27 protein-coding genes and 1 pseudogene are annotated in these 24,415 nt (G+C 32.2%); 14 read left to right on the forward strand and 14 right to left on the reverse strand.

Features of this window, described 5'->3' with window-relative positions; all coding sequences use genetic code 11:
• Positions 1–20: 20 nt before the first annotated feature.
• Positions 21–749, reverse strand: coding sequence for a hypothetical protein (locus tag B4N66_RS14055; RefSeq protein WP_291095558.1), 729 nt, complete (start codon positions 747–749; stop codon positions 21–23).
• Positions 750–1,235: 486 nt separating this feature from the next.
• Between B4N66_RS14055 and B4N66_RS14060 the strand changes: the two genes are divergently transcribed.
• Positions 1,236–1,700 carry a hypothetical protein gene (locus B4N66_RS14060; protein WP_291095560.1) on the forward strand — a complete coding sequence of 155 codons (465 nt, stop codon included), beginning with the start codon at positions 1,236–1,238 and terminating at the stop codon, positions 1,698–1,700.
• A 109-nt stretch (positions 1,701–1,809) separates the two neighbouring features.
• On the opposite strand, the gene B4N66_RS14065 is transcribed toward B4N66_RS14060, so the two are convergent.
• The 3 genes from B4N66_RS14065 to B4N66_RS14075 form a co-directional block, all read right to left on the reverse strand.
• On the reverse strand, positions 1,810–2,232 hold the full coding sequence (locus B4N66_RS14065) for a hypothetical protein (protein WP_291095562.1): 423 nt from the start codon (positions 2,230–2,232) through the stop codon (positions 1,810–1,812).
• A gap of 547 nt (positions 2,233–2,779) precedes the next feature.
• Positions 2,780–5,503, reverse strand: coding sequence for a T9SS type A sorting domain-containing protein (locus tag B4N66_RS14070; protein WP_291095564.1), 2,724 nt, complete (start codon positions 5,501–5,503; stop codon positions 2,780–2,782).
• Positions 5,504–5,628: 125 nt separating this feature from the next.
• The gene (locus B4N66_RS14075; RefSeq protein WP_291095565.1) at positions 5,629–6,405 is read right to left on the reverse strand and encodes a LytR/AlgR family response regulator transcription factor; all 777 of its coding nucleotides are present in this window, start codon (positions 6,403–6,405) and stop codon (positions 5,629–5,631) included.
• 288 nt (positions 6,406–6,693) lie between these two features.
• Between B4N66_RS14075 and B4N66_RS14080 the strand changes: the two genes are divergently transcribed.
• The 10 genes from B4N66_RS14080 to B4N66_RS14125 all read left to right on the forward strand — a co-directional run bounded on the left by B4N66_RS14080 (position 6,694) and on the right by B4N66_RS14125 (position 15,879).
• Positions 6,694–7,311, forward strand: coding sequence for a hypothetical protein (locus tag B4N66_RS14080; protein WP_291095566.1), 618 nt, complete (start codon positions 6,694–6,696; stop codon positions 7,309–7,311).
• Positions 7,312–7,315: 4 nt separating this feature from the next.
• The gene (locus B4N66_RS14085; protein WP_291095568.1) at positions 7,316–8,992 is read left to right on the forward strand and encodes a DUF262 domain-containing protein; all 1,677 of its coding nucleotides are present in this window, start codon (positions 7,316–7,318) and stop codon (positions 8,990–8,992) included.
• 47 nt (positions 8,993–9,039) lie between these two features.
• Positions 9,040–10,149 (forward strand): hypothetical protein, encoded by a 1,110-nt coding sequence (locus B4N66_RS14090; RefSeq protein WP_291095570.1) that lies wholly within the window; start codon positions 9,040–9,042, stop codon positions 10,147–10,149.
• Positions 10,150–10,202: 53 nt separating this feature from the next.
• Positions 10,203–11,402, forward strand: coding sequence for a hypothetical protein (locus B4N66_RS14095; protein ID WP_291095571.1), 1,200 nt, complete (start codon positions 10,203–10,205; stop codon positions 11,400–11,402).
• A gap of 38 nt (positions 11,403–11,440) precedes the next feature.
• Complete coding sequence (locus tag B4N66_RS14100; RefSeq protein ID WP_291095573.1) at positions 11,441–12,085, forward strand: hypothetical protein; 645 nt, start codon at positions 11,441–11,443, stop codon at positions 12,083–12,085.
• A 133-nt stretch (positions 12,086–12,218) separates the two neighbouring features.
• Entirely contained in the window at positions 12,219–12,737 is a 519-nt protein-coding gene (locus B4N66_RS14105) for a hypothetical protein (protein WP_291095574.1), read from the forward strand.
• A 19-nt stretch (positions 12,738–12,756) separates the two neighbouring features.
• Complete coding sequence (locus B4N66_RS14110) at positions 12,757–14,088, forward strand: hypothetical protein (protein WP_291095576.1); 1,332 nt, start codon at positions 12,757–12,759, stop codon at positions 14,086–14,088.
• Positions 14,089–14,155: 67 nt separating this feature from the next.
• Positions 14,156–14,755: a hypothetical protein gene (locus B4N66_RS14115; protein WP_291095578.1), complete on the forward strand. Its 600-nt coding sequence runs from the start codon at positions 14,156–14,158 to the stop codon at positions 14,753–14,755.
• 175 nt (positions 14,756–14,930) lie between these two features.
• On the forward strand, positions 14,931–15,389 hold the full coding sequence (locus B4N66_RS14120) for a hypothetical protein (RefSeq protein ID WP_291095580.1): 459 nt from the start codon (positions 14,931–14,933) through the stop codon (positions 15,387–15,389).
• A 160-nt stretch (positions 15,390–15,549) separates the two neighbouring features.
• Positions 15,550–15,879, forward strand: a complete 330-nt coding sequence (locus tag B4N66_RS14125; RefSeq protein WP_291095581.1) for a hypothetical protein — start codon at positions 15,550–15,552, stop codon at positions 15,877–15,879.
• 715 nt (positions 15,880–16,594) lie between these two features.
• Here the strand turns inward: B4N66_RS14125 and B4N66_RS14130 are convergent.
• The 10 genes from B4N66_RS14130 to B4N66_RS14175 form a co-directional block, all read right to left on the reverse strand.
• Complete coding sequence (locus tag B4N66_RS14130) at positions 16,595–17,002, reverse strand: hypothetical protein (RefSeq protein WP_291095583.1); 408 nt, start codon at positions 17,000–17,002, stop codon at positions 16,595–16,597.
• Positions 17,003–17,455: 453 nt separating this feature from the next.
• Complete coding sequence (locus B4N66_RS14135; protein WP_291095585.1) at positions 17,456–17,788, reverse strand: hypothetical protein; 333 nt, start codon at positions 17,786–17,788, stop codon at positions 17,456–17,458.
• Between the two features lie 631 nt (positions 17,789–18,419).
• Positions 18,420–18,545, reverse strand: coding sequence for a hypothetical protein (locus B4N66_RS14140; RefSeq protein ID WP_291095587.1), 126 nt, complete (start codon positions 18,543–18,545; stop codon positions 18,420–18,422).
• A gap of 549 nt (positions 18,546–19,094) precedes the next feature.
• Entirely contained in the window at positions 19,095–19,490 is a 396-nt protein-coding gene (locus tag B4N66_RS14145) for a hypothetical protein (protein ID WP_291095589.1), read from the reverse strand.
• A 38-nt stretch (positions 19,491–19,528) separates the two neighbouring features.
• A complete protein-coding gene (locus tag B4N66_RS14150) occupies positions 19,529–19,729 on the reverse strand; it encodes a hypothetical protein (protein ID WP_291095592.1) in 201 nt (66 codons plus the stop codon).
• Between the two features lie 11 nt (positions 19,730–19,740).
• Positions 19,741–19,995, reverse strand: a complete 255-nt coding sequence (locus B4N66_RS14155) for a hypothetical protein (protein WP_291095594.1) — start codon at positions 19,993–19,995, stop codon at positions 19,741–19,743.
• A 1-nt stretch (position 19,996) separates the two neighbouring features.
• On the reverse strand, positions 19,997–20,422 hold the full coding sequence (locus B4N66_RS14160) for a hypothetical protein (RefSeq protein WP_291095596.1): 426 nt from the start codon (positions 20,420–20,422) through the stop codon (positions 19,997–19,999).
• 34 nt (positions 20,423–20,456) lie between these two features.
• Positions 20,457–21,062 carry a hypothetical protein gene (locus tag B4N66_RS14165; RefSeq protein ID WP_291095598.1) on the reverse strand — a complete coding sequence of 202 codons (606 nt, stop codon included), beginning with the start codon at positions 21,060–21,062 and terminating at the stop codon, positions 20,457–20,459.
• Positions 21,063–21,086: 24 nt separating this feature from the next.
• Positions 21,087–21,539, reverse strand: a complete 453-nt coding sequence (locus B4N66_RS14170; protein ID WP_291095600.1) for a hypothetical protein — start codon at positions 21,537–21,539, stop codon at positions 21,087–21,089.
• Between the two features lie 26 nt (positions 21,540–21,565).
• Positions 21,566–21,790 (reverse strand): hypothetical protein, encoded by a 225-nt coding sequence (locus B4N66_RS14175; protein ID WP_291095602.1) that lies wholly within the window; start codon positions 21,788–21,790, stop codon positions 21,566–21,568.
• Positions 21,791–22,324: 534 nt separating this feature from the next.
• Between B4N66_RS14175 and B4N66_RS16400 the strand changes: the two are divergent.
• The 3 genes and pseudogenes from B4N66_RS16400 to B4N66_RS14185 all read left to right on the forward strand — a co-directional run.
• Positions 22,325–22,459 (forward strand): annotated as a pseudogene (locus tag B4N66_RS16400) (hypothetical protein); the annotation flags it as partial.
• An 18-nt stretch (positions 22,460–22,477) separates the two neighbouring features.
• Entirely contained in the window at positions 22,478–22,747 is a 270-nt protein-coding gene (locus B4N66_RS14180) for a hypothetical protein (protein ID WP_291095604.1), read from the forward strand.
• A gap of 1,116 nt (positions 22,748–23,863) precedes the next feature.
• Complete coding sequence (locus tag B4N66_RS14185) at positions 23,864–24,094, forward strand: hypothetical protein (RefSeq protein WP_291095606.1); 231 nt, start codon at positions 23,864–23,866, stop codon at positions 24,092–24,094.
• The last annotated feature ends 321 nt before the right edge of the window (positions 24,095–24,415 follow it).

The raw sequence follows: 24,415 nt of genomic DNA on the forward strand, positions 1-24,415 counted from the left end.
TATAATTTTTTAAGCTTTTATTACATTCTAAATAAGCTTTTGGTTTTCTTTTTATTAGAAACTTTTTTTACTGTATTTCCTTTGCAAGATTCGCAAATTGCAATTAAGTCTATGACTTCCCATTTTCCGGGCTTAATCTCACTCCAACAGAATCTACCTTCCTCATAACCTAAGACGGGTGCTGTACTTATTTCTAAAACATCCGTTTGTTTTCCTTGTTTAAATAATCCAAGGGAATACTTTTGATCTTTTTTGTTTATAAGATAAAATTCATCAGCATTTTTTATTTTTTGCAAATCATCTTCTTTAAGAACAATTGCAATAGAAGAGATTACTTTAGCCTTTTTAGTTTCTTTGATTAATCTGTTTATTTTAGTATTTTCAGGACTGTTTATTTCACGGCAATAACCATTTATATCTAGTATGGAAATAGTTACTAGTTCAGGTTTAACTGGAATACTATCTACATAGTTAATCTTTGCAAGATTTTGGTTGTTTTTAGTTTTGGATAGATAGACTTTGTTTGACCTTTTTGAAAAAGGAACAACACTAACGTTAACCTTAATTTTTGATGTCAATTCAGGATAGGCTTTTGAATTGAACTTTTTATTAAAGAACATGCCTTTACTATGTCCAATTACTCCTAGTTCTACTTTTGAAGAATTAGTGTTATACGTTGCATTTTCAATTTTTACTGTTTGACAGGAATATAAGACCAATATACAAGCAAGTGAAATCCAGTTTTTCATCAAGATAAATTTTTGTAAAAATAGGAAAAACTTTAGTATTGAAAAGATTAAAATAAGAATTGAGAAAAATACAATATAAATAAGGGATATGTGAGAGAATTTAAAGGTCAAATCAAGAAATATAGATATTAATAATTCACCTTCATTAAATTTTTTTTACCTTTTCAATGAATCAATTTTCAAAAGTTTGACACTTTCAAGATTTAAAATCATTGGAGTTGCAGGATTAATCTTAGATGCGATAAAAGTATTCTCGTCGAAGTAAAGCTTATCAGGAAAAAGACTGGCTGTAATTTTCTTTTTAATTGAGGTAGATGCTTCTAGATAAACTTGATCGATTTGATGCAAAAATGAAATTCCGTTAATTAAATGTTTTTCAAAGTCTTTATCATGATTGTTTATTTTTTTTTAAAACATAAAATATAGTCTTTGTACTGTCATATATTTGTAAAGCAACAAAATTTACACACTAACAAAAACAATAAAATGAGATTAGCAATATTAGTTATCGGCTTACAAGACTCTGGTAAAACTTCCACAATTAAACATTTGATTAGCTTGTATAATGGTCGGTCTTTAAAAGTTATGAGAGCCGGTTGGAAAGATATATTCTTAAATTCAATTTTCAAATCGCTAAGAGTTCATTTTTACTGTATTCCAGCCTCTCCATCAGAAACGGATATGGAGCTTACAACCAGATTTGCTGAATGGACTTGGTTGCCTGAAACATTAGTTATAGCTGAACAAGCAGGTGGAAGACATTACACAAGTACAATTAATTTTCTTACCGCAAATGGATATCATATATTGAGATATGATATACTTGCTACAAGTGGTACATCAGATTGGGAACGATTTAATACTGGCAACATGACCGCTAAATTAGGCGGAAGAGCAAATCAAATAGTTGCAGATATTAAAGGTTTTCTCAGAATAAATGGAATAATTTAAATTATCAAACCACATCGAAACTAGGGATAATACTTCACAATTAGTATAAACCAAAAATTTCAGATTAATCAAAAAAACCGCTATATAAAATAGCGGTTTTCTTTTGGAGTCAGGTAAAAAAGCTTTTCAAAAAATCCAATAAGCTATTAAAAAGTGTTTCTGCTTTATCAGGATATAAAATCCCAAAAACAAGCAAGACAAAAAAAAGTAAAACAACAATTAGTATCAAAAGCTTTGATTTTCCATCATTCTTAGGAAATTCTGGAGACGGTGTTGTTATAGAATTACCTCCTACATTTACATTTATTATAGAATTTTTATTATTACTGATACTATAACATTTAACTTGCTCAATAACTTTAGCAGAAACATGTGAAGTAAAAGCAAAAAACATAATAAAAACCCCTAACACTTTTCCCCGAAAGGATACCTTCATTGAGCCTAGTAATTCAGCTCGATTAAATAATGGTGGAAAAAATACGATTGTATTTTTATCAAGATTACTAACACCTAAAATTACAGCTCGACTCATAATTATTAGGTTTTAAATTCTAACTCAAATCTACTTACTTATTTTTAATTTGAAATGTTAAAACCTTAACGAATCGGTAAAAAACCAAATACACCGACAAAATACATTCTTTACATAAAAAAAGCAACAAATAGAATATTTGTTGCTTAATGAAGAGGAAGTTACTTTTAGTACCCAAATATAAGTGTCGAGCTGTAAATTAGGTTGTAACTTCCAATTATTTATAACTAAAAAACTCTCTAATACAAGAGAATGATTGTTTGAAAAAATTGCCTATAAAATTGATTGGGTTGTAGAGCTAAGTCAGAAGAAAGCGTATGTATTTTGTTGGGAGTTAAACTCAATTTCGTAAGTTCAATATATGTCTGATTATCAGCCACTATTTTCTTTTTAAAATTGTTAATACAGTTACTCTTTTCATATTTTAAATAAATTCTCTTTTAAAAGAGATATACAAATGTACAGTTCTTTTTTTAACAACCAAATGAATTTTACTATTTTAGCATATACCTACTTTCCTAATATTCTTTTAAGTCAATAATCAATTTCAACTTTTCACAACCTTCAAAGCCTTAATCCCTTTATCAGTTTTAACTTTTACCAAATAAATAGCATTCGGTAAATCTTCAATAGAAATCTGAACTTCATTATGATTATCGCCTTTTATGTTCCTGATGGTTCTACCTTGAATATCTAGTAGCTCAACATTTTCTATCAGTTCATTTCCTGATGAGACATTCATCATGTCAATAACAGGGTTTGGATACAGTTTTATTTCCTGACCAACAACATGGTTATCACCGATTGATAAAGCATCATAAGAAACCTTTACAAAAGCCTGTTCATAGTAGGTTCCGTTGATAGTAAATGGAAATCTTGAAATCATTAAAAACGAATCTTCATCGGGGTTATCAATAAATTCTAATTCTTCAAAATAGGCATAGTATGTACTGTTAAGCTCTGTATAAGATTTATGTCTAACAATATTTAATGTTTGAAAAGAAGTGTCTAAAATTCCATCCATACTCATTCTTCTTAAATCATAGGATATCATGTAGCCACCTGAGATGTCTTCTACTTCTGTTGCTACTAAAACATAAATTTTATTGTCTTTGATAAAAGACCTAATTACCAGCGGAGTGGTTGCACCCCATTCTCCTGAACCAGTAAGTGGTAACTGATGATTAAAAGGAACTTCATTATTTGTTGCCAAATCTATTTTTTTGAAAAACCCTAAATTGACATTTATATAACCTCCTACGTAGAGATAACCATCGTGGTAAGTAACATGAGAAACAGTAAGAGCATCAAGATGCGTGTATCTTGTTGTTAATACACCATTTGCATTGATTCTTCCTATGGTAGCTTTACGAACACCTTCTGAACCATTAGCATTGATTTGATCGAATGAGCAATAACTTTCTCTGCCGGGTAGATACGCTAAAGTTTCGTTATTGGGTAAAGGAAGAAGCCTCGTATTGAAAAAGGTATGGTAGTAATTGCTATTACAATTTTGTTGACTATCAGTATTGTAATTCAAGACAACAGATTGGAAGCTTTCCTCAACATCGCCATCGGTTTTTAATAAGTTGAGATGATTAAAGAAACGTATTTCTTTACACGTCCCTGGATACCATTCAAAACCGCTCACATTTTCAACAACTTGTTGAGCCCAAATAATTTTATTATCATCTCTTACATAACCCGTGTTTTCAAGATGGTATGAAAGTAAATTGGGATAACCGAGTTTAAAATAATCTTGAAGCCCAAAAAATGTATTATCCATAGTTCCGTTTGCGGTAAGTTGTAAAAAAGAAGCTGCATATTCTGTACCACCGGTATTAAATTTCTTGTTGGTTAAAAACAAGAAGATATTTCCTGATGGTGTTAAACTAAAATCTCTAATATGAGTATATTTCAGATTACTTGGAAGGTTCAAGTTGGAGTGGTTAAATAAAAAGGTATTGTCTAATGCTCCAGTATTGGTAAACCTTGCGAGAGAATGTCTTTTATTATTAATATAAACTTCTGAAAGTAATATTTTATCATTTTGCCTTTTTATTTTGATTGGGTTACCCGTGAAATTAGTAGCCAAATCAGGACTGATTACCTCAACAAAACTATGCAGTGAAAAATTACTTCCAAACTGAAAACTTGGAATCCTATTTATATCATCATTAGTTTTAAAAATCTGATAGGTAAATTCATTATTGTATTTCACAAATTCTCCCGAAAAAATAAAACCACCATTATTTCTTGAAATAATATGTTTGACAGCTCCACTTTCAAAATCATATCCTGAATTATTTTCCGGTACTCCGTTCGTTGTATTGACAACAATAAAATCTTCTGCATTTTGATTGTTATATTGTGTAAAAGCACCACCTATCAATAACTTGTTACTTTGAGTAATTGCAATCGAAGAAGGAGCAACATTAAATCCTGTATTAGCATTGTGAAACGTAGTATCTAAATTTCCGTTGAGATCAATTTTAGCTATTCTGTTCACTGTAATTCCTTTGTAAGTGATAAAGTTGCCTATAGCATAGAGTTTGTTATCAGTCGACTTTTGAATTTTGTTGGCAGAAGCATTAAACCCTGTCTCAATATTAAAAGACGTATCAAGTGTTCCATCGGATTGGAGAGAAACAATTCTGTTTCTATTACTACCGTTTACGGTTGTAAAATCACCCACGGCAATTACATTATTATTAGCTATGACAAAATCATAAACCTTTCCGTTGGTTGTTACTGGAGCAAAAGATGAATCGGTTGAGCCATCTTCGTTGAGTCTTTGGATTTGGGTATTTCTCCCTACCATGATTTTACCATTTGGCAAAACATACAACGCAGTAACTTCGTTTGCGTCTGCGGAAGCTGAAAATCCAAAGTCCCTTGTTCCGTCAGGATTCACTCTTACCAACCTTGCAGAAACCGTCGTGCTGTTGTAGGAAGTGAAATTTCCACCGACTAAAATTTTATTGTCTGTTACGGGAGTCAACGCATTAATACTAGCTTGTAGTTCAACAGAAAACTCATTTACAGTTCCGTCTTGGTTTAAGAGTTCTAACTTAAGTTTAGATTTATCAGCGGTAAACCACACTTTACCATCGATTCTCTCTGTAATGAGATGAAAACTATTCATCGTTTTGACAAATTTTAGACTTGGGTCTAAAAATGGGGTTATAGTCTGTCCGTAGAAATGGATGCTAAACAAAAGCAAAAAGAAGCTAATAAAATTCTTGTTTTTCAATGTTGTAAAATCACTCATAATAAAATATTTTTAAGCAATTTTAAAACAAAAAGCCTTGATTTAATAGGCAAAAAGGAGTTATTTACTCTACATAGCTTTTTAGAGGTTGAACCTTATAAAACGTACAGTAAACAGGAATTCATTTAAAGGTTTTTTGACGTTAAAAGCGTGTGTTTTACTTTTTCAAGATAGACTTCTCCTATTGGAATTTCGAGAATTGTATCTTTTATAGTAAAGATTTCATCCAACCTCATCTTGCTTTTTTCTGTGATTTCAAAAACACCCGTTTTGGCATGAAGCATTATAATCTTTAGTGTAGTGTTCATTTTTTCAATATAATTGATGTTAACTATATATGATTTATGACACCGAAGAAATGTTTTTGGAAGTAAGTTTTCAATTTCCTTCATCGGTTTGGTTACTGTAATCTTTTTATCATTCAAGCGATGAATATTACAGTAGGAACCATCAGATTGGATATATAAAATGCTTTCATGTTTAACGAGCCAATGGGCAGTTTTATCTTTGATGCTAATGTGGTTTTTCAGTTCCGAAATTCGTTTCTTAAACTTGTTTATTGCAATAGTAAGTTTTACCGAATTAATAGGCTTATCCAAATAAAAAAGCATATCATAATTGATTGCTTTTTTGGCATATTTCTCAAATTCCGAAATAACAATCACAAAGGGAGGTTCGTTAAAATAGGAGTTGGTTTCCCTGAGTATTTCAAAACCTATTCCATCGTTTAGTTCCACATCTAAAAAGATAATATTCGGCTTTTGGGTCAAGGTAAGCACAATCCCATCATTAACCGATGAAGCAATTCCCAAGCAAATAAATTCAGGGTAATTTTTGAGTTCATTCTGCAAATGTTCCAAGCACTCCTTTTGGTCTTCAATAATGATGTAACTGTAGTTCATAACGATGGTCTGTTAAAGACAAACATCATCGAAAATAATCACATAATAAAGAGATACAAAGTGAAACATAAGTTAATTTGACTTTACTTTCTGAACGAGTTAAATTTTGAGATAAAACACAGAAAACAGCTTGTTTAACTATTTTAAATATAAAGAAATATGCAATATCCACCCACTTATCTGATTTGAATTTCTAGGCGTATTGTTAAATAATCTATATATTTGATAAGCAATTAATAATATTGAGTATCAGGCTCAACATAACATTCTAATCTCTGTAAATAATATATGGGAACAAAAAGTATTGCTAGTTTAAAAAGAGAACAAAAGAGGAATAATCCGGAAACTATTAAGTTTAAAAATAAAGTTATTGAATTCTTGAAAAGTGCTAAACCGGAAATAGAATATGCAATAAAAAGAGATTTAGCAATTATGACCAGTATGCCTTTTTACAAAGACCGACCAAAAGTTGTTAGATTTAAAATGAAACCTATAGATTTAATTTGTGAATATGCTGAACTTTTTACCACATGCTCTGATAAAGAATTTATTAGTGATCTTATTAAAAAACTCAGCACTAATCAAAATCAAACGATAAGAAAAGCAGCCCCCAGAATTGGCAAAAAAGCAGATATTTGGGAACACGTAATCCCTGTAAAAGTTATTGCGAATGAACTAACTGAAATGGTACTTAGTAAGGATTTAAGCGATTTACGAAAAATGCTAGAAATTTATGAGCGTGCAGGACAAAGAGGGCTAACAAATGAACAAAATAAATTATTGGACAAGTATCGCTGTTCTATGCCATCGGGTTGGGATTGGCGACTTAGCAATATTAATCCGCTAGCAAGACATACAGAAGTTGGAATCTATCATGAAGACCTAAAAATAAACATAACGAACTAAAGTAATGCAAACTGGAAAATCAACAGTAAAAACAATTTTTGACGGAACACGGATATTCAACATCCCGATCTATCAGAGGTCATATTCGTGGGACAAAGGTAATCTACAAGACTTCCTTACTGACCTTGTTAACCAATATAAAGACAGGAAATACTTTTTAGGCTCTTTCTTATTTCATATTAACGATACAAGGGAAGAATTTACAGTGATTGATATTGTTGACGGACAACAGCGATTGACTACTTTTATAATTTTCATTCAGACACTGATAAAAAAATTAGTTAAAAAAAAATCTTCACTAGTTTCTCAAAGAACCCAAAGAATTTTCATAAAAGATGAAGATGTCTACAAACTTGAATTATCGAATGAGGACACTTCTTTTTTGCACAATTATATTCTATCAGATTATCCTTTTGAAAAAATAAAAACCAAAACACCTTCACAGTCATTATTACTTCAGTCAAAGATATTCTTCACAGAGGAACTGGATAACTTTGATATTGAAATTTTAGAAAAATTATATTATACCTCTACTGAAGCGGATGTTTTACTTTACGTGGTTGACGAAATAAATTCTGCAACCCAAATATTTGAACTCTTAAATGACAGAGGAAAACCGCTTACTGATTTAGAAGCAATAAAAAGTTTCCTAATGTATAACATTGGGTTAGTTTCTAAAAACCCCAATCAGTTAATTAAAAATATTCAAAGTAATTTCGGAGAAATATATCGGTTAATTGAGCAGAATGAACTTAATGAAAAAGATATTCTTCGATATCATACTATCGCTTTTGAAGGTTCCGAAGAAGATGCAAAGAAGTTTATTAAAGCAAAAGTTCTGAATTTAATAAAGACTGGAGTTACAGAAAAGGTCATCACAACCATTTCTAATTATGCGATTAGACTGAGGGAAAGTTTTGAGGTATTTGTTCAAATCCAACAGCTAAAATCATCAAATCCTGAATTGAGTAAACTGTTTATGATTGGGAGAGTCGCTCCCTTTTATCCTGTACTTATGAGAATAAAAAAAGAGGAAGACAATCTGTTTAATATGTTATTGCAAAATATCAATAGTTTTACTTTCAGAGCATCGCTAATTGGATTAAGAAGTAATGCTGAAAGCCAATTAAACAATTCTCTGAGAGATAATGCACACCTTTTAGATATTGTAAACTTAACCCAAATAATTACTGTCAATAATTGGTGGAACATTAATGAAAGGGCAAAAGAAACACTTGTCAGTAAATACATTTATCTTTCTTTGGGGAATAATATTTTAAAATTCATATTGTTTAGTTATGAAAATAGTTTGCGACAAAAAAAGGGGTTTCCGCAATTAGGATTTAATGAGTATTTTGCCGAAAATGAAAGAGAGAAATTAAGTATTGAGCACATAACCGCTCAAAAAACAAGAGGCTTAGATCTTGATGAAGATTTCGAAAATAACTATTTGCATAACATTGGAAATTTAGTTATTGATTGTAAAGCATCTAACTCAAGCAAAGGGAGGAAAAATACAGAAGATAAAATGAATGCTTATCAAACAGCACCGCTTATGTCTCAAAATGAGTTAGATGATATAAAATGTAATTGGCAAGACTTAGCAAGTGTAAAACAATATATTAATGATAGAGAAATAATTTTAAAAGAGTTTATTAAAACACATTTCGGCTTAATTTGATGGAAAACAACAATTGCTCACAGTTAGCGTAATTAAAAAGTATCAAGATGATAGAAATCAGGAATGGTAATATTGAATATACAATTGAACATTTAGTTCGAGATAAAATAGAAACATACCCCGAAATAATAGAAAGACTAGATAAACTAAACACTCAGCTTTTTTATAATATTATAAGTTCTCCCGAATGCAGGTATGAAAAAAAATTTGGAGAGAGGATTAAGAGTGAGTTTAAAACTATGTCACCCGAAGAGCGTTTTCAAAATATATTTAAGGAAAGGATTTTATATGCAAATCCGAAAGGCTATTTTGTAAATAAAGTTCATGACGATTCTGCAAAATCTTTAAACGATATATTATCAGTTAGTTTTTCATTGGCTAGTTTAGAAGAGTTGCCAGAGCATTTTAGAGCAAGAGGATCGGAATTTGGCATTTGTTTTTTTCACGACTTTTTACAAAACCGAGGGCTTCGCCAAGTAGAGTATTTAAACGACAATGATTTATCTACAAATGAGAAAATGATTTTTAATTCTCCTCACTTGGTAGAAGTTTACTTTGAAGGACAGTATGATATGCGATGGGAAAAAGAATGGCGGATTAATGGAAATCTTCCATTTACAGCCAGTGACATAGCATTTGTCATTGTTCCTCACGACAAATATTTCTTTTATTCAAATTGGTTTTTTGAACTATCGAATTCCTCTGATGATGCCTTCGAGTTTCCAATTCTGTCTTCGATTACCTATAAATCATATTTAGGTAATTTACTTTTTTTACCCCAAATGGATAACAGTTGGAATCAGGTTGCTGTTTATCGAAGCGGTGGCAATGATGGTTTTAAAATTACGCCATCAGAGCTTCCTGAACTTCATCAAAATGAAATTCATTCTATGAATTCAAATTACTTGCACGAATTAAAATGCTTGGCAAAAAACACCATCTTAAACTTCTATGAAGATAGGTACACAACAAAGTTTAAAAACTTTCTAGATAAAATAAGTACTATATCATTAGACACAACAATAGTTGAGGACTTAAAAAAAATAAAACTAAATTCTACAGAACCAAGCGAGTCTGAACGAGATCTAGTGTGTAGTTTGTTTACAAATATTCATCAAATACTTGCTCAAAATAATCGCTTAGATTTAGAGCCATAAATAATCCGTAGTGACAGAGCGTTAGTTTCTTTGCACTTTAATGTTAACTATAAATGGAAAAAGCCAAAAAAACCTTTGACTATCTTTTAAAAGATTTCAGCCCCAATTTTGATTATAGAGATTCTTGGATTCCATCGGAGTATGGTGGGAGCAAAACTCTTGAGCGTTATAGCATTGAACTGCCAAAAGAACTTAGGATTTCTCATCCCTTCATAGTCTTTCTAATGTTCAAAGAGATTAAGGAATATCCAAATTTGGGTATGTTTGAAAAAGTTTTATGGGAAATACCAATTTTCTATAAAGATATTCAATTTGTATTAGCCCATAAAAAATTTGGATTTAGTATATGTGCTAATGAAAAAAAAGAAAATTATGTAGAACTAGGATTAGAAGCAATGAGCCTAATCCACAAGGCTATTCCCTTTACAGAAGCTCTTGTCAATTCGATTATCCATGAAAAGGTTAATCAAGGTAATGTAACAATTGAGAGTAAATACAATAAGATGAGAAACCGTTATCTTTTCTTTAGAGAAAAAGCATTGAATGGGGATGTCTGCGATGGTACAAGACTTACTGATTTGAAAAACAAATCCGATATTTCAAATTTTAGTAATGGCGAAGAATATGAAGCACACTATAAATTAATGTCTCGCTATTCATCAGCAAAAACATACTATTTATTAGCAATGATTGATGCTTACTTTAGTTTGTTGGAGCATATCTCAATTCTATTACTGCCTTTTGTGAAAGAGGTAAAAATTAGAGAAATTAAAATTGATAATTTTTTAGGATTGACTTGGAAAGCTAAATTGCGAACAGTATTACAATACAAAACCAATAAGACTGCATCAAAATACTTGGAAATTCTTGATGAGATAAAGGAGCAGATAAGAAACCCTGCTTCTCATGGAGACTACTTTAAAAATGGTAATTCATTTTATGTTCACATTAGTGGTACAGGAGCCATACCATTCACATTGACAAAACCCCAGCAAAATTTTAAATTTAGTGATACAAGTAAAAGTTTTATCACAATACAGAACATAATTAAGCACTTTGATGATTTCGACCAGTATTTGGATACATCTGACATCCGTTTCGGAATGATGTATATAAAAAAAGATTTACCTGTTGCGTTCGATAGTAAATCCGTAACATCTTGTAGAAGAAGAATTAGGATAGAGAAATCAACAAAAAAATATATTGATGATACAATCAGAGAGATTGAAAACAGCATGAATATGGATTGGTAATACAACATTCATTTCTATCAACTCTATCTTATAAAAAAATGACAAAATATAAAATCGGGATTTTAGCATACGGTTCATTAATAGACAATGCTGGTAAAGAAATTGCACCCATAATTATTGATAGAATAAATTGTAAGACACCCTTCAAAGTTGAATTCGCACGCACCAGTAGTTCAAGAGGAGGTGCTCCAACTTTAATTCCTCACGAAACAGGCAATCATGTTAATGCGGTGATTCTAGTTTTAAAAAATTCAACCGATTTGGATTACGCAAAATCAATATTGTGGAGAAGAGAGAGACATAAGTTTGATGGTAAAAAATATGTCAATGTTATAAATCCGACCATTAATCAAGTCGAAGTCTTATCAATTAAAGATTTTGAGGATGTTGAAACCGTAATATATACATCAATCAGAAAAAATATTGAAGAAGCAATCGATGCTGAAAAACTTTCGCATTTAGCTATAAAATCTATTCTTAGTGAAGCAGGAAATGAAAAAAAGGATGGAGTACGCTATTTACTCGATGCTAAAAATAATTCAATTGTTACCCGTCTTAGCGGAGAATATGAACAATTGATTCTCAACAAGACTAAAACAGAAACATTAGAGGAGGCAATTGAAAAATTAGATTTACAAAGAATAAACAACCCCAATAGTAACTTGCCCTCTGATTTTAAGTAAGTTATTCACTCTTTTTTATCTACCTTCGTTTCTTTTAACAAAGAAAAAAAATCATTAAGTTACAATTACGGTTATTAGCAAAATTGCAAGATCAAGTGGAACACATAAAAAGAACAACATTAAATTAATTAATATGCGAGAACTATATAAAATTGGAGATTTTGTGAAATATACTGGGGACTATTCCACTATGGATGCAATAAGACGAAATGAAGATATTGCTAAAATAATCTTGCTAAAAAAAACAGAAGCCTATTGGTTTGTTGGATTGCAATTAAACAAAAATGAAACAAAAATTTCTTGCCTAGTTGACCTAATTCGTCCTATAGCTACAGATGATATACATTTAAGAAAACTTGGTTTTAAAGAGCATCAACTTCAACCAAAAGGTAAATATTTTGAAAGAGATGGGATACTAATTTCAGGAATCGCAATTTCAATCCCTAAAAATAATTATTTATTCTCATCTGGTTTTTGTTTAGGAGATTTGACCAACTTAAGTAAGGACGAAATTCAGCTTCATATTAAAGATGGTGCAATAGATGTAAAATCATTCTACAGTAAATATCCTGGATTAAATAACATTAATGACATATTTGAAATTCTTAAAAATAAGGGGTTAGAAGTTGATGAAAAATCTGTGATATCCTGATAAACCATATTTAATACTTATGAAAACTGCAATTCCAATTAACAAAAAACTCTTTGATATTTATCTTCTTTTTACGAGAGAGCCTTTTGTGCAGTACTTTTCGAAAGAATTGGAATTCTATTCTAATGGGAATGGTGGTCTATTAGGCCTAATTAGTTTAGATATTACAGATAACGACTACTATGGTTGTATTCTATCAAGAGACAAATCAAAACAGTATAGAGCCGAACTGGTTACTGCAAGCGTAGAGACCATCGAAGAAATCAGAGATTGGATTGATGAAATGATGAGCAGTAACTCGATAGTGTTTCACGACAACAAGTATGAATACTTCGACCTTTTTCAAGACCTTAATAATGATAAAAATCAACACCCTAATTACAAGTTATTAAATTCCGGTATTGCTCTTTCTTCTGCTAAGGAAGCAGTAAAAGAAGTTTCCTATCATTACAAAGACATCGATGGAAATTTCATAGACCAATTTCAGTCAATTAACGGATTCGATTCCAGAGTATGGGAACTTTTTTTATTTTGCTTTTTTAGAGAGCAATTTTTTTCATTTAAAAGGAACTTTAATGCTCCTGATTATATGATTGAAAAATTCAATCAGGAAATTGCTATAGAAGCGGTAATTGTAAGTAGGAAAACAGATTTGAAAGGTAAGCCAAAAAGACCTGATGAAATTCAAAAAAAATTGGATAATGAAACCCCTTTACTTTTTGGAAATGCTTTGTTTGATAAAATGAAAAAGAAATATTGGGAAAAGGAACATGTAAAAGGCAAGCCATTTGTAATAGCAATAGCCGATTTTCATGATACTATGTCGATGACATGGACCTTTAATGCTCTATCAGATTACCTTTATGGATATAGGTATGAATATTCACATGATAAACAAGGAAAACTTATTATTAGACCTGTAAAGATTGGTAATTATAAAAAACCAAATGGAACTGAAGTACCAAGTGGTTTTTTCTTTCATCCAGATTCTGAAAATGTCAGTGCGATAATTTTTTCTTCGTGTGGTACTTTATCAAAGTTTAACAGAATGGGTAAACAGGCTAAACTTGGAAGTGATGTTCCAATTTTAATCAGAATGGGTAGTTTTTATAATCACGAGCCAAATGCAGATAAAGCAAATATTATTTCATATAAAGTTGATGAAAACAGCAATGAGACTTGGTCAGAAGGTGTTGTGGTATTTCATAATCCAAATGCTAAAATCCCTTTGAATCCAGCATTTTTTGATGATAGAGTTGCCCAATGTTTCTTTGAAGACAATTTTATCCGTAGCATAATGCCTAAATATTTTCCATATAATTCGTTTACACAAAATTTAATACCAAAATAAGAAAAAGAAAAAACAAAAAAATAGTATTAGGCAAGAGCAATTATAAATCAAAGACAAATTATATATGATGAAACTAGAAAACACCTTACTAGAAACTCTTTTAAAAAAGCAAAAATATAAAAAGTCATTTTCTGAAATAGTGGAGAATTTTGAGGAGAAACTTGCCAATTTTGATCCTATAAATAATTGTATTGAAATTGAAAAGTATTTTAGTGTGGGAAATGTACCGACATCCATCAGAAAGAGACTATTAGCAGATAATGTTTTCAAATCCGAGGACATCTACACTTATGAAACCAAAGGTGGAAAAAACAAAACGGATGTAAAAGGGATTTATATTTTCATCCATGAAAACACTCCAATATACATCGGAATATCAAGGAGGCTTATATATAGGACATTGCAACATTTACGAGGAAATAGTCACAATACATCTTCACTAGCATACAATATAGGATTGATTAAATATGAAATTTCACAAGGAGAAAAGTATATTGGAAAGCGTAAAGAATTTGATTTTAATCACAATGTAACTCCTGCAAAAGATTTCCTATTCAAACAAAAAATAGCTTTCCTACCAATTGAAAACAGCGAAGAATTATATTTGTTTGAAATATTTTGTGCTATGAAACTCGGATGTTGGTTAAATAAATTTGAAACTCATTAAAATAATTTGAATGAAATTTTTATATTTGTAGTAGGTATTTTGGTATGCCTGCTCGTTCGTGCAAAGATTTCATCAACCATTACTAGATAATATAACCTTCAGAGCTTATTATCCGACCAAAGTTTACGAACGCAAAATCTCAGGATAATAATCTTTGAAATAAAAGGATTATATTATGAATACTATTGATTACTTCAAACTTCAAGCAAAAAATCTACACAAAGATTTTAAAACAAAAACTCCTGTTTTAGACAAAACGGCAACTTCTTTTCTATACGAATACACACCCAAGTATTTTGACATAGAAATGGTTATTGCAGACTTTGACATTGACGAAGAAAATTTCAGTCTTATGAATGCTCAACATGTTATTGCAAAAATTGCAAACTTTGATAAGTGGGCATCGCTATTAAAAGCACCAACAGCAGAATTGGAGCTTGCGAAATTATTGTATGACCATCAAAATAGAATTGACCTCATGGGATGGCAATTTTACATTGCTGAAGCACAGACTATGAACGAAGACGAACTTGACGCTGAGATTCAAGTTGAGATATTTAAACAAGTTGTTGTCGAAGATAATATTTTTGATGATGTGGAAATAGAAAGCTATCTGTTGAAGCACTACGATTAAGGATTTTCAAAACTATGTACAACCTATCCGACTTTGAAATTAGGCTTCTAGAATAATAAAATCTCTTGATTTCTTCTTCATTTTGGTTATGCTGACCCAAATTTCAGTATAACTGAGAGCAAGATTATTTTTGATTAACTTTGTATAAATCAACCTTATTATGAGCAAAGAAAAAGCAATTGAAAAATTACAGTCGATGGCAGATGAGCCAAAGGACAGTCTTAAGAAATTTTTAGCCAAGGAAATATTAACCCACGATGAGCCATTAGATTTCTTTTCGCTAGTTAAGAAATTCGGAATGGAAACCGTTTATCATTATGAGGATTTGGACGAGGAACAAATGCAGGAATTTTATAACACCTATTCCAAAGAAATTATTGAATTACAGGAAGAAAACAAAGTTCAACATCAAACCGATACCGAACGTAGTTGGTATGCTTTGGAAAAAATAACCGAAAAAATAAGCAAAGAGTTAGATTTGGAACGATAAAAATTTATTATTGGCTTGAAGAAATTCGAACATTATTTTGGCTCACTTCATCCAATCAATATAAAATTTCTTGTTGTGGTGTAAGACTGTGATGTTGGTCAAATAAATTCTTATTTACGCTATAGGAAAACTGAATAATTGGCTTCAGGACTGCGAAATCCATCTCTTTAACAATACTATTGACATGTTCGAAATTCTCCCGATTATCTCCATTATCTGTGGTAAACACCCTATCTAATGATGACTTAGCCTTGAATACAACTTGCTTTTCGGGTGTTATAATCATGTTCGAAAACAGCAAAGAAGTAATTTTTCTCTTTCGAACATAAGGGGCATTATCATACATCTTGTTCATTTTATCAAGTCATCGAAGAAATCAATCAAGTTCCAATATAGTGTTTCTGTGATTAACAGAGAGTTTACCCAGTTCGTTCTGTAAATAATCAATTTGACTCTCATACTTTTGTATATCATTTTGATATACTTTTTTTTGAAATTCATCAGGATTATTCTGCCTGTTAAAATTTCTTGCATAATTTTCCATTAAAGAACTAACATGATTAATCTGAAGTTGTAATTTTCTCCTTGTTTCATTTATACTTTTCATTGTACGGTCATATTCTTTAATTTGGAATTCCCTGTATTGTTCATAATTGTTTTCGTTGATTTGGAAAGATTTCTTGAGAAAGTTGGAGACTATCCTAATAAGTTCATCTCAACGAAAAGAAAGTTGTTTGTGGTCAATTTTTATACCAGTTAACTTATAATTAATCTGATGAGGTTTAACGACATCTTTCAGGGTTGCATTGGGATTGTTTACTTTTAGTTTTTCTAGTGCTTTACGATGCCTTTTAGGATTAGGCAATTCAAAAACAAACCCATGTGTCCCATTATATTGTATAAACTGATTTGGAAATAACTTTATCTCATCATATTCATCAATAGTTTTGTATGACCTCAAAGAAACGGGGTTTACTAGTAAATGCCTATCCAATAATACTTGATGTTCTTCTTCTGTAATGAGCGGCTGATAATGTGGGTTTGCTCCGTCACGTAAATCAATCTCATTGTTACCACTAATGAGTATTCCATAATAAAAAGGGTCTAGCCAAATTCTGTACAATCATTTTACGTTGAGTTTAGATTCCCTGTTTTTGTTTTTAAATTTTCTTTTATATCCTGTCGAGATAATATATTTCCCAATAGTTTCGTCTGTTTGGTTCTCATGTATTTTTCTTCTGAATGCTTCTTTCCAAACATCAAAGTATTCGGGGTCGGGTTCGTGATATTTTCCTTCATTGATTATATATCCGTATTTATGCTTACCATCTGCCTGACCTCTTTCATTAACCCCCAACTTTCCACGCCCGATATTTTTACTAAGAACATCCGAGTAATTGTAAGAGATTACAAAATTGATTCATAGTATCATCCTTCCGTTTTCATTGTTCTCAAAGGTAAAGTTGGTATATTGTACATCTAAGTAGTTTTGATCTATCAGCTGAACCAACTCTCCACTTTCTACAAGATTTCTAGCGTGCCTATCAGGAGCATAACTAAGTATTCATTTGATTTTTCATCTCTTTACCAAGCTAATGAGTTTGCTTCGTAGTGGTCTGTTGTTTGGCGTTTTAGCCGATTTTTGTTCCACAACATAAAACAAGCCTTTGGCTCTTTCCAATATGGACTGTTCATAAGAACCTTTGCATTCACTATTCCGTCTTTGAAAACTTTCATCACGGAAAAATTCATCAGTTAATTCATTGTGATGTGCTACACTCAACTTTTTTTGTTCGGCATAATCCAAACAAGACCTTAATTGGTCTAAAAGACTTTGCTTTTGTCCATCACTGCTTTCTTCTCTAGATTTTCTGCAATAAATGACATACTTTATATGATCCCTATCCAATATAGGGTTCTTCGTTGAGACTCTTTTATTTTTGAGCATTTCGATATATAAAATGTAAATGTTCGATTTAGATAAATTTATTATACAGATATGGTTTAAAATTGCAAATTATAATCGAACATTTAAGCTACAAAAAAAGCTACCTCGTTTTTGAGGTAGCTTCAGTTTCTTTTTCAATTTGCTCAATTATCCGCAGGAGTTCGGATAAAATCTGTCATTCAGAAATATTCTCTTTATTCTCTTTATCAAACTCCAATCTAAATCAGGTAATAATAAAGTTTTTATTTCCAAAAGGTTTCTGTTTTTCTAGTGATTGAACGGTTCATGAGGATTTTACTTGGCTTTTTATTTTTCTCTTCATTTTTGTTTTTACAGGATAAAAACCAAACTATATTGGATAATTAGCCACAAGTACTTCTTTTTTTCTTCTGACAGTTCAGCCGTTTGTGTTGTGACTGGCCGATAATGGCTTGTCAAAAGTTTTAACATACCAATTATGCTTTTTGATAAACTCATCTAGAATTTCAGAAGGATAATTAGATAACAGGAATTTTCATTTCACGTTTGCCAACACTTCCAAATCACGAATAAAATGTTCTTTTTCATAACCTCCGTAGTGTCATTGGTTTGTTCAGATATAAGGCGGGTCGCAATAGATGAATGCATCAATTCTGTCTCTACTTTGAATAACCTTATAAGCATCATTTTGTTCAATTTGGGTATGGCGAAGTCTTTCCATTAAATCAATTCCAAACATCTCAACTTTGTTTTTAAATACTTGGGATGACCTTTTTTCCTTGTCGTATCATCGGCTACCAATTTTATTCAGAAAGCCTTGATTGGTTACGACATAAAATGCTCGTGCTTGAATGACTTTATCATCTGCAAACAACCAAGGGCAATCATAAATCAGCAATGCTTTTCTGTAGGTTTCTCTACTGTGGAGCGTATCCTTGATTTTCTTTTCAAGTTCACTTCAATTGTTTTTCAATACCTGATAGAAGTTAATCACGTTCATGTTTACATCATTAATAACTTCACACTTGGCAGGTTTCTTTGCTCGATATAGACTTCCTCATCAAAAGAACGGCTCAATGTAAATGTTGTGTTCGGGTATAAGCGGAAGAATATGTTTAAGCATATTCTGTTTTCAACCGTAATAAGATATAGGTGTTTTTAGTAGTACGTTGGGGTTGTTTGAGTTTTTATTCATTTTATTTTTTAAGAATATAAAATATGTTGAATATTTGATTGTCAAATGAAAATGGCTCGTAAAAAACAAGCCATTAGTAATGTGGAAAAGGATTTAAGAATTCTTATCCTTTCCAATTAGTTCTTTCTTCTCGGTAGTGTTTTGTGGTTTTGCTTTCTCATTAGATTGAGATTCCGGATTTTCCTTAACCGTTTCTTTGTTCTCTACCGGTGCGGAGATTACCTCCTTGCTCCACTTGTTGGTAACATAAGAAATGATACTAAAATCATCCCCAATCACTCTAAGTAAATCTGCATTTTCCATATCCACCAACTGATATCCTTCAGGGATATTCCCATCATAAATATGGTTGATGATCTCGATGAGTTCCTTTCTTGAAAAGTACTTCAACAAATCGGGTGAGATTTGTTTGATGTTGTTTTCTTCTTTTGCTCTGTTTTTTAGCATCAATGAGAAAAGTTTCATTAATGCCCATTTTTGTTTTTCCATAATGGTTTGATTTAAATATTTAATTTTTGTTTTACTTTTTACTGTGGTAATCTCCAAAGTCCTCTCACTTTGGAATTTTCTTCAGTTATTGTTTCTTCTTTTTCTATAAGTTCCCTGCGGACTTTTTCGGCTTCTTCTTTTGTTTGGTAATACGGTTTTGGAACTGTATAAACCCAATCAAAATTGCCTTTGCTATCCGATAGAGAAACTATGTAAACAGGAATCATTTCGTTTGCCATATTTTTTCTTTTTATTGAATTAAACCATCCAAACCGAGCCTTTTATAGATTTCCATGTTGTGGTCAAATGCACCTTTACAACGATGGTTTGGCTCACGGTTCTTGCCTTCTGTTACATGACAAATCTGATGTGCTTTAAATAAGGTTCTTTTGATTACTTCATTAGCAAGAGGCATATCCTGATAAAATCCTTGACCATTAGGTTTGAATGGACAGGTCTTGCAATGTGAAGTCATTACAGGAAGTCGCTCAGGGTCTATTTTCATATTATTTTAGCCAAATTTTTGTAGCCTTATCAAAACCAACCCGTTGATTATTTTGATCATAGCCTCTTGTGGCAAGTTCATACCTGATTAGTTTTTCAACAGGAATTTTACCCGCTAGAATAAAACGCAGGATTTCTCCATGAGTAGACGAGAACAGTCCAATCATTTCTTCCCAATGATGCAATGGGTTTACAATGGTACGTATTGCCTCAATCTGCTCGTAGGTCATTTCACAATAGTCATTTGGTATTGGAATAAGACTGGATTTTCTCCTGCCTTTTGTTTCCACCACATTGTACCAATGAGCTTTCTTATCCTGAATGACCCCATAGCTTCTTTCATCAATACGGTACTTGAAGTTCATCCATAGTGCAACGTCGATGGCTCTTTGCAGGGAAGGATGTGATTTATTGATTTCACTTTCCATAGATTTTAATTTTAATTAAAGATTAATTCCTTTTTTACAGCATCATTACTTTTGCTTCTCCTTTTTTGAGTTGCCCTGTTTTAATCATTTCCGATAAAGCTTGTGTTGCTTCTTCTTTGGTTGTAAAGAACTTGGGCGGTGGAGTGGTAACAAAATATTTATCCTCTTCACTGACAGAACTATCATAGATACCAAACACAGGAACAGGATTGCCTGCCTTATGAGATAAAACTCTGTAATTTGAATAATCATATTCGTCCCACTCAGCAATAGGTTTATCTCTCAAATAATGGCTTTCTTGCCCTAACTGTTCTAAGGTTTTAAAAACACTTTGAGGAGTGATTTTTGTGCTTTCATATAATTCCAGCATAGCTTGTTCAATTTCAAAGGATAGAATATGAAAATCATCTCCGATGGCTTCCAAGAGTGCTTCTTTATCCATTTCATCAAATGTTAACCACTCGGGTACTGTAGGAACATATAACCACTTGGCAATGTCCATCAGGTCATCTTTGGTGTAAATTTTAAGCCAAACTTTATCCATCGTTCCGACTTCATCAGTTTCCATTCTCTGCTTGAGTTTTCTGAGGAAGTACTGAACCACCAAGCGTCTTTTTGTTTTTGTTTGTATTTTTTTCATGAGAATTAAAGTTTTGTTTTTAAATTATGAATTATTCAAGTTTTCATTTTGCCAAATCTCTTTGGCTTTATCAAATCCGACCCATTGATTGTTTTGGTCAAACCCACGGTTAGCCAATTCAAAGCGGATAAGTTTTTCTACAGGAATCTGATACAGCAGTATAAAGCGGAGCAGTTCTCCTTCCATCACGGAAAACTTACCGAGTAAATTTTCCCAATGCTCATGAATGTAGGATTCCTTAGCAATAGCTTGTAGCCTTTCATAGGAAAGGTTTTTGTAATCTTTGGTTAGGGGATAAAAGTTAGAGTCCAATTCCATATCCTGTGCGGTCTGCAAATCTGAAACAGCATAGTTGTCTTCGGGTCCATCATAGACCACAAATTGTTTTTTTGTGTTTCTGTATTCAAATTGCAACCAAACCGCCCTGTCAATGGCATTGTCAAGTTCGTTGTAGAATTCCAAAATGTTTTGTTTCATGGTTTTGTTTTTGAGTTAAAATGTTTCTAGTCTCCTTCTTCCTCTGGGTCTTTTGGTTCGCAGTAAATCATGATGGTTGAAAGCAAATGATTGTAGTCTCCACTCATGGCTTCTTCAATCACAGTTTCAATTTCCTGTTCACTCCAACCTTCTCTTCTTGCCTGACGGCGGAACAAGCCCATAATGGCATACGCATTTCCATCCACACCCACGAGTTCGAGGTTGAGGGTTTTTCCGATTTTGTTTTCCATACGTTTTGTTTTAAGGATTGATAAATTGTTTTAGGTATTTACATTTTTGTTTTCCGTGATTTGATAGGTTCACGGACGGTGGTGCTTGTAAGGATTTTTAATCTTTTTACAAGGGAATCAATCGCAGTTCGACTTTACATTTTCTAAATATGTCAATAGTAAAATCAGAAAGAAAAAAAGTGTATTTCAATGGGGTTCTTGCATGAAAAAAAGCAGGTATTTCTTGGTGTAGAGTGACATTTTTCATCTCCTTTGGAGGTTCTCAAAAAGGTAGTTATAAAGGTTGTCAAAACGGTACGCACCAATAGGTGTGGATTTTAAACCTCTTTATGAAAGAACTTGCATTTTGATGTGAAACAGATATGTACCACCTTCCGTTTTAGTTCTTACTCCATCCAAAAAAATGAAATACTTTAAACGCCTTATTGACTTTGTCCAACTAACTGTCAACCTCTATTTTTTAGACCCAAGCCTGTTCCAGTTTACCTTCAATCAATAAAGAGGCATCTCATTATTACGTGAAGAACTGGTTCAGGCAAATCCGTATTTCTTCAATCATTGTTCTACCAACTTCAATACTCATCGCATAAGAAACAACAGTATAGCATCATCTTAGTAGACCCACATGGAGATTTGGCAGAGCGTGTATTTGCATTCCGTTTGAACTGACCTAAACCCGAGCGTATCGTGTATATCGACCCACAATGGGAAAAGGATAAAATTCCCTGCATCAATCCGTTTTGGAAAAAAGTCACCAATCCTATGATGGTTGATTTACTCGCTCAACAGCGAGCCAAAACATTCACAGAACTCATTCCCGATGCAGGTATGTCTCTGCAGATGGAAACGCTTTTAAAGCCCTGCTTGGCAGTATTGTTCTCACAAGGAGAATGTGGGTTGTCGGACTTACAAGACTTTATGAATGACCAAGTCAACCAAAAGCGAATTGAACTGTGAAAAAAGGTTAAGCATCCTGTGTATAGAAATTTCTTTGCCAATGCCTTTCAAAATAAAAGGTATAGCGGAACTAAACTTGCTGTTTATACAAGGCTTCAGCACCTGCAAAACAATTACCGTTTTTACCAAATGATGAATGGCAAATCTGAATTTGATTTGAAAAAGGAAATGCAACAAGGAAAGGTCATTCTTTTTAATCTCTCAAAATGAAAACTGGGCGAGGATACGAGCAAGGCACTTTGAAAATTCATTTCAGCAACACTTTTGAGCATTGCTTTGCAAAGGGCATTCGAGGATGAAAAATTTAGAAAATCCTGTTATTTGTTTATCGATGAATTTCATAATTCTTGAAGCGGAAGTATTGAAACTATTTTCAGTGAAGCAAGAAAATATAAATTGCATCTTATTGTATGAACTCAAAGCATAAACCAACTCTCTGCTACGCTCAGGGATATGGTTATCAATAATACGGCTGTCAAACTTGTTTGAATGAACGGACTTGTGGCATTAAAGGCTCAGGCGTGAGATATAGGAGTATCATTTAACACTTTGAAATTCCTTCCACCTTTTTATTTCTACTTGAAACAAGATCATTATCCCTCAGTAAAAATTAAAAGTCCGGACTTTTTATTAAAGCATCCTAAAAGGTATTTTTTATCCAAGACGGAACAAGCAAAACTGAAAACTAAAATTCTTGCTAATACGCTACTGTATAGAAATAATGAAGAGGATTTGTCAGCTACTTGAACTCAAAACAGCATAGAGTCCAGCGATAATTTTAAACCCAAGTTCAAATTATAATTTTCGTCGATATAAGAAAGAGGGCATTTTGCCTTTTTATTTTTTGAAAATATCGACATGCTAACCAAAAGACTCTTTTTTAAAACACTGTCTCCATCTCAAGAAAAGATCCTACTTTCTTTGGCTCGTTATAAATTCCTAACTACTGGACAAATGCTTCGTTTATGAATTATGACCGATAGAGCCAACCTCAACAAACAAATCTCAGAACTCAGGTATTGGAAGAACCCGCTTGTGGGTTCTGCTACATTTGGAGTCCATCCGAAATTATGAAAATTAGAAAGTGTTCATCATTTGACTTCCCACGGAGCAAAATTGATTGAAGAACGTTTGAGTCCGATGGCTCAGATTAAGTTTCCAAAAGGAAACACAGTGCTTTTTCAGCAGGATTATTTTCATAGAATCCATACGATTGATATTCACATTGTCATACAGGAACGAGCATCCAACAATAACGTTGAATTGCTCTTTTTCTCAACCTATTTCGATAAAATATCCACCGGAAAAACAAAAAGTTTTAGGGCAGAAACCACTATTCAATTTTGAAAAAACGAGTATCTAATTGCCGATGCTATGTGTATGCTTCAAACCCAAAACAGGAAAGAGCTGTATGCCCTTGAAATGTACAATGGAATGGACGTTAACCGTGTGCATCAATCCTTACTACAACATCTTTTAGCCTTAAAAGATGGACAACCTAGCAGACAATTTGAACTCGAATACGGGTCTAGAGTTTTGTGTGTTTTTGAATTGGAGTCCTGTAAAGTTCAGGTAATGAAAAGGCTCTGTGAAGATGAACGCTTTGCTTTTGTAAAAGAGTATTTTTTGTTTAAAACACTCGGTGAAGTAAAGGATAATGTGTATGAT

Origin of the sequence: Flavobacterium sp. UBA2787, from assembly GCA_002352205.1 — a bacterium.
GTDB lineage: Bacteria > Bacteroidota > Bacteroidia > Flavobacteriales > Flavobacteriaceae > Flavobacterium.